This is a genomic window from Pradoshia sp. Z5_111, assembly GCF_058267535.1.
Genome location: NZ_JBZCPQ010000004.1, coordinates 383089 through 395735 on the forward strand (window position 1 = coordinate 383089; position 12647 = coordinate 395735).

Annotated in this window: 11 protein-coding genes; 4 read left to right on the forward strand and 7 right to left on the reverse strand. The window is 36.8% G+C overall.

Annotation, left to right across the window (positions count from 1 at the left end):
* Positions 1-354: 354 nt before the first annotated feature.
* Entirely contained in the window at positions 355-786 is a 432-nt protein-coding gene (locus AC4D4A_RS11400; RefSeq protein WP_490996006.1) for a DUF1885 family protein, read from the forward strand.
* Positions 787-1180: 394 nt separating this feature from the next.
* On the opposite strand, the gene AC4D4A_RS11405 is transcribed toward AC4D4A_RS11400, so the two are convergent.
* The 6 genes from AC4D4A_RS11405 to AC4D4A_RS11430 all read right to left on the reverse strand — a co-directional run bounded on the left by AC4D4A_RS11405 (position 1181) and on the right by AC4D4A_RS11430 (position 8224).
* Positions 1181-2008, reverse strand: a complete 828-nt coding sequence (locus tag AC4D4A_RS11405; protein WP_490996007.1) for a polysaccharide deacetylase family protein — start codon at positions 2006-2008, stop codon at positions 1181-1183.
* Between the two features lie 99 nt (positions 2009-2107).
* Positions 2108-3517, reverse strand: a complete 1410-nt coding sequence (gene lpdA / locus AC4D4A_RS11410; protein ID WP_490996008.1) for a dihydrolipoyl dehydrogenase — start codon at positions 3515-3517, stop codon at positions 2108-2110.
* Between the two features lie 3 nt (positions 3518-3520).
* Positions 3521-4846: a dihydrolipoamide acetyltransferase family protein gene (locus AC4D4A_RS11415; RefSeq protein WP_490996009.1), complete on the reverse strand. Its 1326-nt coding sequence runs from the start codon at positions 4844-4846 to the stop codon at positions 3521-3523.
* A gap of 84 nt (positions 4847-4930) precedes the next feature.
* Positions 4931-5908 (reverse strand): alpha-ketoacid dehydrogenase subunit beta, encoded by a 978-nt coding sequence (locus AC4D4A_RS11420; protein WP_066100851.1) that lies wholly within the window; start codon positions 5906-5908, stop codon positions 4931-4933.
* A gap of 3 nt (positions 5909-5911) precedes the next feature.
* Positions 5912-7027 (reverse strand): pyruvate dehydrogenase (acetyl-transferring) E1 component subunit alpha, encoded by a 1116-nt coding sequence (pdhA, locus tag AC4D4A_RS11425; protein WP_490996010.1) that lies wholly within the window; start codon positions 7025-7027, stop codon positions 5912-5914.
* Positions 7028-7558: 531 nt separating this feature from the next.
* Positions 7559-8224, reverse strand: coding sequence for a YkyA family protein (locus AC4D4A_RS11430; RefSeq protein ID WP_490996011.1), 666 nt, complete (start codon positions 8222-8224; stop codon positions 7559-7561).
* Between the two features lie 300 nt (positions 8225-8524).
* Between AC4D4A_RS11430 and def the strand changes: the two genes are divergently transcribed.
* Positions 8525-9079 carry a peptide deformylase gene (def, locus tag AC4D4A_RS11435; protein WP_490996012.1) on the forward strand — a complete coding sequence of 185 codons (555 nt, stop codon included), beginning with the start codon at positions 8525-8527 and terminating at the stop codon, positions 9077-9079.
* A gap of 150 nt (positions 9080-9229) precedes the next feature.
* On the opposite strand, the gene AC4D4A_RS11440 is transcribed toward def, so the two are convergent.
* Positions 9230-10000: a Cof-type HAD-IIB family hydrolase gene (locus AC4D4A_RS11440; RefSeq protein ID WP_490996013.1), complete on the reverse strand. Its 771-nt coding sequence runs from the start codon at positions 9998-10000 to the stop codon at positions 9230-9232.
* Positions 10001-10665: 665 nt separating this feature from the next.
* Between AC4D4A_RS11440 and AC4D4A_RS11445 the strand changes: the two genes are divergently transcribed.
* Complete coding sequence (locus tag AC4D4A_RS11445) at positions 10666-10878, forward strand: DNA-dependent RNA polymerase subunit epsilon (RefSeq protein WP_490996014.1); 213 nt, start codon at positions 10666-10668, stop codon at positions 10876-10878.
* Between the two features lie 3 nt (positions 10879-10881).
* A complete protein-coding gene (rnjA, locus tag AC4D4A_RS11450; RefSeq protein ID WP_490996015.1) occupies positions 10882-12549 on the forward strand; it encodes a ribonuclease J1 in 1668 nt (555 codons plus the stop codon).
* Positions 12550-12647: the final 98 nt, after the last annotated feature.

The following is a 12647-nucleotide window of genomic DNA, read 5'->3' on the forward strand; positions in this document are numbered from 1 at the left end:
AAATGTAAACACCTTCCAAGAAAGCGTTTTAATTCCATAAACTAATAATAGTATAACTCATTATATATTTCAAGCCTAAATTGTATGTCACATTAAAATATTTTTCGTTTAATTGTGTATAATATATTATTAATATGACAATTGGACACTCTTATCCTTCATATGTATCAGTAAGTGTAATATCAATATATAAACGGTTATATCGGCTATTATTCTAATAATTTTATCCATGAATTCCTCCATTACCGAAATTAAACTCATTTACAAAACAAGTAAAGCGTTTTCACTTTCACTTGTTATCCATTTTCAGGTAATGATAAACTAATTAAAATGAATTCATTCAGGGAGGTTCCTATGACTTTATCAACGTTCATAAAAATGAAGGGATCCATAAAAGATGACATTACTATTGAGGACATTAAACAATTAATCAATCATTATAGACAATCAATCTCACATACATCCGAACAATTAGCATGGGATTATAGTAAAACTGCATTTCCTTATATTTTGAAAGAAACAGACGAAGGGAAACATAATTGGTTTTATTTATACTCAGAGGAAAAGGACTATCACATGATAGGCATTGGAGTGGATTATGAATATATACAAACCCCTGATGAAAATGATCAAAGAGTCCCTTATATCCAAATCAGTTTATCTCAACACTCTACAATTGGTGATAAATCGAAGGCTAATGAGTTTGCAAAATTTTTATCAAAGAAATTAAAAGGGGAGCTTCATTTATTTAACGGGAGAATCATCCATTATAATCTAAAAAAGTAGAGCCTCTTTATATTGGTATTTTAGACGGCTTATAACCTTTATGTATCTAATCGTGATGATCTAGCTACTTAGTAGATATAGCTGTCTTAAAAGTCTTAAAATCATGAATCATCTATCCAGCAAATTAGTTGGACAAATCTGATTTTGCCGTTCGTTCCATTGCGCGCTTCAGCCACTCGCTTTCCGCGGGGAGGAAGGCTTTAGCCTCCGTTACTTCCCGCAGGAGTCGGTGGCTTCCGCTCCATTCCACTAAGTTTAATATACAGAAGTAACCAATCTATTTAAAACAAATAAAAATCCGACCTATTAGGCGAAATATTTATTAAAATATCACCTAATAGGTCGGATTTATCATTGACTGAAATACTTATATCCCAGCATCAGAACTTTTTCATTAAAAAGACTTTATTTCACGAGGATTTATCACCCTATACCCCATTGCACGTAATCCTTCAACTAATTCCGGCATTGCCTCATTAGTCCATTTACGGTCATGCATAAGCAGGTTTGCTCCCGGATACAATTCTTTGCTAGTGAGCATAATTTTCACTAAAGCGTCCTTATCTTGGTACTGTTTTTCCCAATCGTATCCTATTGTCCAATTCATTAACTGCATTTTTTCTTCTTTGGCTATTTGTTTGGAGAACTCTGTATTTTGCCCATATGGAGCTCTAAAAAACCTGGGCTTTTCCCCGGTAATATCTTCCACCATGTCATTCACTTTAATGATTTCTTCTCTTTGCGTCTCTTCATCCAATTCTGGCAGGACGGCATGGCTGTATGTATGGTTACCGATTTCAAATCCCATATCATAGATTTTCTTTAATATCTTTTTTTGCGCATCCGACTCCAAAAAATGCCCGTTAACAAAAAATATAGCAGAGGCATTCATTTCTTTTAATTTTTTAGCCATTGCTAAACTATATTGATCCGGCGCATCATCGATGGTTAATAGAGCTACTTTTTTCTCACCATCTTCTATAGGTTCAATTTTCCAATTTGTTAGATTGACCTGATAGTTTTGTGAAATCTCTTCTATCGGCTTCGCTGCTGTTTCTTTAGGTACCTCTTTGTTAATTTCAGCTTTATTAGGCTTTGTTCCCTGATTCGATTGTGTCTGTTCTACACTTTTCTCAGGTGTATCTTCTTTCGCCTTCTCTTCTTCTCCGCAACCAGATAGCAACAGAACCATAGATGTAAGCAACGCTATAGCATATCTCATGAAATTCCACCTTTCGACAACCTTATCCTATATTTTACCACTTTACCGACAAAATAAAACACCCCTATCCAAAAAGGAAAGGGGTGTAAAAATAATTATTTATTTAATAATGTGGATTGGACTTCCCATCGCAACTTCTGCTGCTTCCATTGTGATTTCTCCCAATGTAGGGTGAGCATGAATAGTCATAGCGATGTCTTCAGCAGTCATTCCAGCTTCAATTGCAAGGCCAAGCTCTGCAATCATATCAGAAGCACCAGGTCCAGCAATTTGAGAACCGATTACTAATCCGTCTTCTTTGCGTGTAATTAACTTCATAAATCCTTCGGCAGAATTTAATGCTAAAGCACGTCCGTTTGCTGCAAATGGGAATTTAGCAGCAACGATCTCTAAGCCTTCTTCTTTTGCTTGAGCTTCAGTATAACCAACTGTTGCAAGTTCCGGTTCAGAGAATACAACTGCAGGAATACCAAGATAATCAATCTCAGCTGCATGTCCTGAAATAACTTCAGCAGCGATTTTACCTTCATAAGAAGCCTTATGAGCTAATTGAGGGCCAGAGATGATATCACCAATCGCAAAAATGTTACTTACAGATGTACGGCATTGTTTATCGGTTTTGATAAAGCCTCTTTCATCTAATTCAATTCCGACTTGCTCTAAACCAATTTCATCAGTATTAGGCTTTCTTCCAACTGTTACTAATAGATATTCAGCTTCTACTTTTTTCTCTTCGCCTTTTTCTTCGTAAGTAACAATTACGCCATTTTTAGTTTCTTCCACGCCTTTAGCTTTAACTTTTGTGAAGATATCTACATCTTTCTTCTTCAAGTTACGTTTAACGATAGAAGACATTGGTTTTTCGAAAGCAGCCAAGATTTCGTCCATACCTTCTAGAATGGTTACTTTAGTACCAAAGTTAGCATATACAGAACCAAGCTCAACTCCAATTACTCCACCACCGATAATAGCCATGCTTGCAGGGATATGATCAAGGTTTAAAGCACCAGTGGAATGAATGACACGATCAGAATATTTAAATGTCGGTAATTCAATCGGTCTAGAGCCTGTTGCGATAATAGCGTTTTTAAATGTATATGTTTGAGCGCTATTTTCAGTCATAACACGGATGTTATTAGCGTCTACAAAGTAAGCTTCACCTTTAACGATGTCCACTTTATTACCTTTAAGTAATCCGCCAACGCCACTTGTTAATTTTTCTACTACAGTACCTTTCCAGGCTTGAACTTTAGAGAAGTCTACTTTTACGTTTTCAGCAGTGATACCAAGATCTTCAGAATGTTTGGCATCATGATAACGGTGACCTGCAGTGATTAAGGCTTTGGAAGGAATACATCCAACATTTAAACATACGCCTCCAAGGTCTCCTTTTTCAACGATTGTTACTTTTTGTCCAAGTTGCGCAGCACGGATTGCTGCCACGTAACCTCCTGGACCAGAACCGATTACTATAGTATCTGTTTCAATTGGAAAATCCCCAACTACCATGTCTTATCCCTCCATCAATAATAATTCTGGATCATTTAATAAACGTTTAATGTGATTTAATGCATTTTGACCAGTAGCTCCATCAATCATACGGTGGTCAAAGCTTAAAGATAATGATAATACAGGAGCAGCTACAATTTCACCATCACGAACGATTGGTTTTTCTGCAATACGTCCGATTCCAAGAATCGCAACTTCTGGGTGGTTAATAACTGGTGTGAACCATTGTCCACCGGCAGAACCAATATTTGAAATTGTGCAAGAAGCACCCTTCATTTCATTAGGAGCTAATTTACCATCACGAGCTTTTCCAGCAAGTGTGTTGATTTCATTAGAGATAGCAAACATAGATTTACGATCTGCATCTTTAACTACAGGTACAAGAAGTCCTTTTTCAGTATCAGCTGCGATACCGATATTGTAGTAATGTTTATGGATGATTTCTTGTGTAGCATCATCAAGGGATGTATTTAATGCTGGATACTCTCTTAATGCGCTCGTCAAAGCTTTTACAACATAAGGAAGGAATGTTAGCTTAATTCCTTTTTCAGCTGCAACTTCTTTGAATTTCTTTCTATGAGCAACCAATTTAGTCACATCTACTTCGTCCATCAATGTAACGTGTGGAGCTGTATGTTTAGAGTTAACCATCGCTTTAGAAATAGCTTTACGAATTCCACTCATTTTTTCACGAGTTTCAGGATATTCTCCTGCAGGAATAGCAGCTGCAGCTGGTTTAGCATCTTCTTTGGCAGCAGGAGCTTCTTGTACTGACGCACTTTCTTGTCCACCATTCATAAATGCTTGGATATCTTCTTTTAATACACGGCCATTTTTGCCTGTGCCTGTAACCTTGTGGATATCCACACCGTTTTCTCTAGCAAATTTTCTAACAGATGGCATAGCGATTACACGTTCACTTGCAGTTTCTTCTGCTTGTGGTTGTGAACCTGCACCTGTTGGAGTATCTGAGTTAGCTGGAGCAGCTGCATCTTTCTTAAGATCTTGTCCGCTTTCTAACGTAGATTGAACTTGAGCTTCAGTTTTTTCTTCACCATGCTCATCACCTTTAAATTGTACATCTTCATAGCCTGGTGCATCAAAAGTTACAAGTACATCACCGACTACTGCTACAGTACCTTCTTCAACTAATACTTCTTGAACAGTACCTTCTACTGGAGATGGAATTTCAACAACAGATTTGTCGTTTTGCACTTCACAAAGTACGTCATCTTCCTGTACTTTATCACCTGGTTTAATAAACCATTTTACTATTTCGCCTTCATGTATACCTTCGCCGATATCCGGGAGTTTAAATTTAAAAGCCATAGCTTTTCATCCTCCTCTTTCTTTTCAGTTTTTAAAGTTATGTTGTGTTAGTCAGAAAATGCTACTAAAGCATCCCCTGTTATGTTAAAATTCTAAAACTTTTTTTGCAGTTTCAAGTACATCTTTATGATTTGGCAACCATATAGGCTCTGCTTGAGAGAATGCAAATACTGTATCAGGTGCAGTTACACGCAATACTGGTGCTTCCAGGCTTAGAATTGCACGGTCGTTGATTTCTGCAACAACTTGAGCAGCAATACCTGCTTGTTTTTGTGCTTCTTGTACAACAATTGCACGTCCAGTTTTCTCAACAGATGCAATAATTGTATCAATATCAAGCGGACTGATTGTTCTTAAATCGATTACTTCTGCAGATACACCTTCTTTTTCAAGTTGCTCTGCAGCTTTAAGTGATTCCTGAACCATTGCGCCATAAGTAATAATAGAAAGATCAGTACCTTCACGTTTCACGTCAGCTTTACCTAATGGAATTGTATATTCTCCTTCAGGTACTTCTTGACGGAAAGAACGGTATAATTTCATGTGTTCTAAGAAGATTACCGGATCGTTATCACGGATAGCAGAGATTAACAAACCTTTTGCATCATAAGGTGTAGATGGAATAACCACTTTTACACCTGGTGTTTGAGCCATTAAACCTTCAAGGCTGTCTGCGTGCATCTCTGGTGTATGTACACCACCACCAAATGGTGAACGGATTGTAATTGGTGAAGTATAAGTACCACCGGAGCGATATCTCATACGAGCCATTTGACCAGCAATAGAGTCCATAACTTCGAATACAAAGCCGAAGAATTGGATTTCAGGAACAGGACGGAATCCTTGCAATCCAAGTCCAATTGCCAATCCACCAATACCAGATTCAGCTAAAGGGGTATCAAAGATGCGGTCTTCTCCAAACTCCTTTTGTAATCCTTCAGTAGCACGGAAGACACCACCGTTTACTCCTACGTCCTCACCAAAAACGAGAACTTTAGGATCATTACGCATTTCAGTACGTAATGCATCAGTGATGGCTTGAATCATCGTCATTTGGGCCATGGCTTATTTCGACTCCTTTTCTTTGTAAATTTCATATTGTTCTTCTAGGTTGTATGGAAGCTCTTCATACATATTCATAATTAAATCAGTTACTTTTTGTTTTGGAGTATTATCCGCTTCTTTAATAGCAACTTTGATATCTTCTTTTGCTTGTTCAATTACTTCATTTTCTTTCTCTTCGCTCCATAGTCCTTTTCCTTCTAGGAATTTACGGAAACGAACAAGTGGATCTTTTTTCTCCCACTCGTTATCAAGGTCAGCTGTACGGTAACGTGTTGGGTCATCACCAGCCATTGTATGTGGACCATAACGATAAGTTAAAGTTTCAATTAAAGTAGGACCTTCTCCATTGATTGCTCTTTCGCGTGCCTCTTTAACTGCTGTGTAAACAGCCAATGGATCCATACCGTCTACCTGAATACCTGGGATACCGGCAGCCATTGCTTTTTGAGCGATTGTTTTAGCAGCTGATTGTTTTTCAACCGGTGTAGAAATCGCAAAGCGGTTATTTTGAACGATAAAGATTGCAGGAGCTTTAAATGCACCAGCAAAGTTAATTCCTTCGTAGAAATCACCTTGGGAAGCACCGCCGTCACCTGTGTATGTGATTGCAACAGATTTTGCTCCATTTTTCTTCATACCAAGAGCTACACCTGCACATTGGATATATTGTGCACCAATAATGATTTGTGGGGAGATCACATTAACATCTGCAGGAATTTGATTTCCAGCAAAATGTCCACGGGAGAACAAGAATGCTTGTGTCAATGGAAGACCATGCCAAATCATTTGTGGTACATCTCGGTAACCAGGTAAAATGAAATCTTCTTTTTCCAAAGCAAATTGAGATGCCAATTGTGAAGCTTCTTGTCCAGCTGTCGGAGCATAGAAACCAAGACGACCTTGTCTATTTAAAGAGATTGAGCGTTGATCAAGAATACGAGTGTAAACCATTCTTCTCATTAATTCTTGAAGCTGTTCATCGCTTAAATCAGGCATAGCTGATTTATTTACGACTTCTCCCTCTTCATTTAAAATTTGCAACGTCTTGAACTGGTCGCTTACGCTTTCCAACTGCTTCTCTGCCTCAAAAAGGACTTTTTGTTGTTTAGAAGCCATAGGATTCACATCTTCCTTTCTATAAATGGTTAAATATCCATCTTTAAATTATCATAATGCCAGTTTTCCATACCTAAACCATTAGATAACTGTATTAGTTTTCTCTGGATAAAAAAGTAGTACAACTGTATCAACGGTTTCAGTTTACACGATTTAAATAATTGCCGTCAATTTATATGTTTCGAGTATGTAAACATTTTCACAAACTTTCAACAAAAACAAACTGTTATACAGTAATATTTTTTTATACTAATACAGATTGTAGAAAAAGCGCTTACAAAGATGAACTTTCTGTATTTATAATCCCCTATAGTAATATAGACAAAACAAATAACTGTATTGAACAGACAATCCAAAAAGTATAAAAACTAAATAACCATTTTAAAATTATAATAAAACTAATCATACCCGATGTTTCTAAAAAATCAATTAGCTTTGATTACTTAACAAAACATACCAAAACGTATCAAAATGATTTAACGCCAACCTAGAACTTCTATAAAAAAAGCCATCACTCCTGATGGCTTTTTCTTATTCTGTATCAACATCTAGTTTTGCGCTTTTGTAGAAAGCAATCTTTTGTTCATTATATTCATTCGTTAAGTCATTAAATTTTTTATTTGAGTTCATTAGTGAATTATACGTTTCATTAATTACCTCAATTTGTTTCTGTAGATCTTCTTTGGTTACATCCTCTTTTTTAAAGAGTGTGTATAACTCATTCTCCTGTGTAAGACTCTTTGTATAATGTTTATACAGTTCATCATACTCCTTATATCTGTTCGTCATTGTATCCTTTAATTCATTCGCTTTTGCTTTTAAGGAAGAGTCTTCAAGATCGTTTATATGGTCATTGAAACCCTTAAATTGTTCCTTAGCCTTATCAATAGCTGCTTTTTCCTTTTTCATTAACGCTTGTCTTTCTTCTATTCCTTTGATGGCATCATTTGATAATGATTGTATTTCTTCTATTTCTTTCATACCCAGTTGTATAATCTTGCCGTACAGTTCATTATCTTCTTCCTCTAGCTTTTGAAGCGGCTCTTGTTGTTTTTGGAAGTCTTCCTCCAATGCAGCCACTTCTTCCAGAGTATCATAAATTTTCTCTTCCGGACTGCTATTGTTTAGACATCCTGTTAATGCAAGGATTACTACTAATATTCCTGTAAGTGTAATAATTTTTTTGTATTTTTCCATGATTAGCACTCCTATCTATCCCTACTTTACTATAACGAAATGGAAATATTTTGACAACAAATAACATATATAATAGGAGTAATACCCCCGAAATCACTTAGTAATCTGGATATAAGGTCATATATTGTTGTATGATGGCTATTGATTAATTCCCAAACTTAAAATACAGTACTACGTAAAGATTAATAAGGCTATTAGACCCCATACATGTTTGTTAAGATTGCAGAAGTCTTAATTAACTTTTTATGCAAGGTTTGATAGACTATAAAGTATAAATGGACAGTTTTATGAGGTGAAATAATGATTACAATGCAAGATATTATTAGAGAAGGACACCCTACTCTACGCAAAAGAGCGGAGGAAGTACAAATTCCGCCTTCCAAAGAAGACCAGGAAATTCTCAAAAGCTTAATGGAATATGTACAAAACAGCCAGGATCCAGTAAAAGCAGAAAAATACGGTCTACGTCCTGGGGTTGGACTGGCAGCTCCTCAAATTAATATTTCAAAACGAATGATTGCTATTCACGCTACAGACGATAAAAATAAGCTCCATAGCTATTCCCTCTTTAATCCAAAAATTATTAGCCATTCTGTTCAGAAGGCTTATTTGAGTGCTGGAGAAGGTTGTTTATCAGTAGATCGTGCCATACCAGGCTATGTTCCCCGTTACAATAAAGTAAAAGTACATGCTTATACGCTTGAGGGGGAAGAGATCACTTTAAGGTTAAGTGGTATGATGGCCATTATTATTCAGCATGAAATTGATCATTTAAATGGAGTTATGTTCTATGATCATATAAATCCTAAAGATCCATTTGCCCACTTAGACAATGCGGTAGCCATTGAAAAATAAAAACCGGTGATTAATCACCGGCTGAGACTGTAGACATTTTTCCTATTTAGGGTGGTCTACAGTCTTTTTTTGTTCACTTATTGATTGCTACACCGCTCTACCCTATCCGAAGTCTTTTATGTCTGGTCAGTTGATGATCACTCAATAAATTTATATAAGCTTTAATTCCTTTAAACCATAATAAATCCCATCTAAATCTACACTTTTTGTAATAAAGTCCGCTTCTTTCTTTAACAGCGATACGCCATTTCCCATAACCACACCGGTACCGGCTGCCTTAATCATCTCTAAATCATTTAATCCATCTCCAAAAGCATAAACCTCATCCATAGAGAATCCCTTGCGCTCAATCACATACTCAATTCCTTTAGCTTTTGACCCTCCATTTGGTACTACATCCATTGCATATGGATGCCAGCGTATAAATTGCAGATCCGAATAGTTCCCTTCATAAAGAGGCGTATGATGTTCCTCACAAAATAAAAGAGCTTGGTAAATTTCATGATTTTTATAAAAGTCTCCCTTTTCCTCAGGATGTGGAAAATGAAGAGATCCCATACTCTCTTCTATTAATGGATCATGTGTAACGTTGGCTTTCATTGTTTTCTCATTCATATAGATCATGGAATGCCCATTCGCCTTTGCTTCACTCGTTAATTTTTCTAATTGAGATGGAGATAGAGGGTTTTTATAAATCATCTCATGCTCAAAAACTACATATTGGCCATTAAAGCTAACAAAAGAGTCGATTTCCAGTTCATGAATAAGATGACTGAACATGAAAGGTGCCCTTCCTGTTGCAATTGCAACGTATGTCCCATTTTTTTTTAGTAAATGGATTGCTTCCTTAGTGGATTCCGGTAATTTCTTTTCAGAATTTAGAAGTGTCCCATCAATGTCAAAAAATACAATTTTCCCCATAAACATTTCCTCCCAGATGCGCAATACTATTTTTAACGTATTATTATTTACAATCATACTATCATAATAAATAGCAAACTTCTGCATGAGGAATCTCCACAACAGGAAAATAGCGGGATTTGTTAACTTGGCTATTCAGGAAAATTAGTAACGGTAAAAGAAATTAGTTATACTTAGATTAAGAATCAGGCGCGAATGTCAATAAATTACAATATAAGCTTTTGAATCCAAGCATATACTATTTATAAGTGGGACGATAAATTTATTTTACGTTTAGGTGCTTATATCTCGCATGCATATTTACCAAACGCTAAATTACCATTAAAATAATAGATAAAGGAGATGGTCAGCCATGTTAAAAAAGCTCAGAAAAAAGCTTCTCAAACAATGGAAAGACCTGATGGGCAGGAAATCAATTGCATAATTTTTTGAAAAGCCCTTCAAATATCCTTGCGGAGGGCTTATTCTATACGGTAAAGTAGATAACAGTCCTTATTGAAAATTGTTTAAACATGCAAATGTTAGGAAATTTTCTTATAATAGAGATGCTGAACTGTTTAGACCGACAGTCAAAGATGAATATCAATAGATAAGGTGGCCTGGTTGTTGCTCCTTGCCACCTCTTTATTTATAAATTTTACAAGAGTAAGTTAGGAGAGATTTACATGATTTTTAAAGTTTTTTTTCAGGAGAACGCAGCAGAGACACCCGTTCGCGAAAATACTAAATCTATTTACGTTGAAGGGGAATCGGAAAGAGATGTCCGTCAAAAGTTAAAAAGCCTTCCATACAATATTGAATTTGTTCAAGTTCTTAAAGATGAATATTTGGAATTTGAAAAACAAAATCCGGATTTCCGTATTATGGAGACCAAATAATATATGAAATTTGTCAAGAACGATCAAACAGCTGTTTTCGCCCTCGGAGGGCTAGGCGAAATCGGCAAAAACACATATGGCGTTCAATTCCAGGATGAAATTATCCTAATTGACGCTGGGATAAAGTTTCCGGAGGATGAATTACTTGGCATAGATTATGTCATACCGGATTATTCCTATATCGTTAAAAACGCGGACAAGATTAAAGGTTTGTTTATTACTCATGGTCATGAGGATCATATTGGCGGGATACCTTATTTACTAAAGCAAGTCAATATTCCACTTTATGGTGGCAAATTGGCAATTGGATTAGTAAAGAAGAAATTAGAAGAACACGGTTTACTTAGACAAGCCATTATCCATGAAATTAAAGAGGACGATGTAATCAAGTTCCGGAAAACTTCTGTTACTTTCTATCGTACTACTCACAGTATCCCGGATGCATACGGCATTGTGGTAAAAACTCCACAAGGCAATATCGTACATACCGGTGATTTCAAGTTCGACTTTACTCCGGTTGGAGAACCTGCCAATTTAACCAAAATGGCTGAAATCGGTCAAGAAGGTGTTCTATGCCTTCTCTCAGACAGTACGAATAGTGAAATTCCTAATTTCACTATGTCTGAGCGTAAAGTTGGCGAAAGTATACATGATATATTCCGAAAAGTAGAAGGACGCATTATTTTCGCAACCTTTGCTTCTAATATTCATCGCCTGCAGCAAGTTACAGAAGCAGCTGTACAAAACAACAGGAAAGTAGCCGTTTTTGGTCGCAGTATGGAAAATGCCATCGAAATAGGACTTCAACTTGGTTATATTACCGCACCAAAAGAAACATTTATTGATACTCAGCAATTAAACAGATTACCAGCAAACGAAGTAACAATTCTTTGTACAGGTTCACAGGGTGAACCGATGGCTGCCTTATCCAGAATTGCAAATGGTACTCACAGACAAATCCAGATTAATCCTGGTGATACAGTTGTATTCTCATCATCACCAATACCAGGTAATACGGTTAGTGTATCACGCACCATTAATATGTTATTCCGTGCTGGAGCCGATGTCATTCATGGTCCTTTAAGTAATATTCATACATCTGGCCATGGTGGACAAGAAGAACAAAAATTAATGCTCAGATTAATGAAACCTAAGTTCTTTATGCCAATCCACGGAGAATACCGCATGCAGCGAACACATGTACAAACGGCTGTGGATTGCGGTGTCTTGGAGGAAAATTGCTTTATCATGGACAACGGTGAAGTGCTGGCACTTACTCAGGATAGCGCGACCGTTGCCGGCAAGGTACCTTCAGGCAATGTCTATATAGATGGTAGCGGAATTGGGGACATTGGAAATATCGTCCTGCGCGACCGTCGTATTCTTTCAGAAGAAGGCCTTGTGATTGTCGTTGTCAGCATCAATATGAAAGAGTTCAAAATTGCTGCTGGACCGGATATCATTTCCCGCGGGTTCGTCTATATGCGTGAATCAGGAGATCTGATTAACGAAGCTCAGAACCTTATCACACAGCATTTGAACAAGATCATGGCGCGTAAGACTACACAATGGTCTGAAATTAAAAATCAAGTTACAGATACACTCGGACCTTTCTTGTACGAAAGAACCAAAAGGCGCCCGATGATTCTGCCTATTATCATGGAAGTATAAAAAGCAAAACGCGAGTACCTTTTTGAACTGCCCCGTAAAAGTTAGACATCAATCTAACTTTTACGGGGTGTTTTTTATGGCTAATTTTAATTCAGAAG

Bases quoted from the DNA above. Each gene is read 5' to 3' on its own strand.
- AC4D4A_RS11400 (WP_490996006.1), top strand. From the start codon at position 355: ATGACTTTATCAACGTTCATAAAAATGAAGGGATCCATAAAAGATGAC.
- AC4D4A_RS11405 (WP_490996007.1), bottom strand. From the start codon at position 2,008: ATGAGATATGCTATAGCGTTGCTTACATCTATGGTTCTGTTGCTATCT.
- lpdA (WP_490996008.1), bottom strand. From the start codon at position 3,517: ATGGTAGTTGGGGATTTTCCAATTGAAACAGATACTATAGTAATCGGT.
- AC4D4A_RS11415 (WP_490996009.1), bottom strand. From the start codon at position 4,846: ATGGCTTTTAAATTTAAACTCCCGGATATCGGCGAAGGTATACATGAA.
- AC4D4A_RS11420 (WP_066100851.1), bottom strand. From the start codon at position 5,908: ATGGCCCAAATGACGATGATTCAAGCCATCACTGATGCATTACGTACT.
- pdhA (WP_490996010.1), bottom strand. From the start codon at position 7,027: ATGGCTTCTAAACAACAAAAAGTCCTTTTTGAGGCAGAGAAGCAGTTG.
- AC4D4A_RS11430 (WP_490996011.1), bottom strand. From the start codon at position 8,224: ATGGAAAAATACAAAAAAATTATTACACTTACAGGAATATTAGTAGTA.
- def (WP_490996012.1), top strand. From the start codon at position 8,525: ATGATTACAATGCAAGATATTATTAGAGAAGGACACCCTACTCTACGC.
- AC4D4A_RS11440 (WP_490996013.1), bottom strand. From the start codon at position 10,000: ATGGGGAAAATTGTATTTTTTGACATTGATGGGACACTTCTAAATTCT.
- AC4D4A_RS11445 (WP_490996014.1), top strand. From the start codon at position 10,666: ATGATTTTTAAAGTTTTTTTTCAGGAGAACGCAGCAGAGACACCCGTT.
- rnjA (WP_490996015.1), top strand. From the start codon at position 10,882: ATGAAATTTGTCAAGAACGATCAAACAGCTGTTTTCGCCCTCGGAGGG.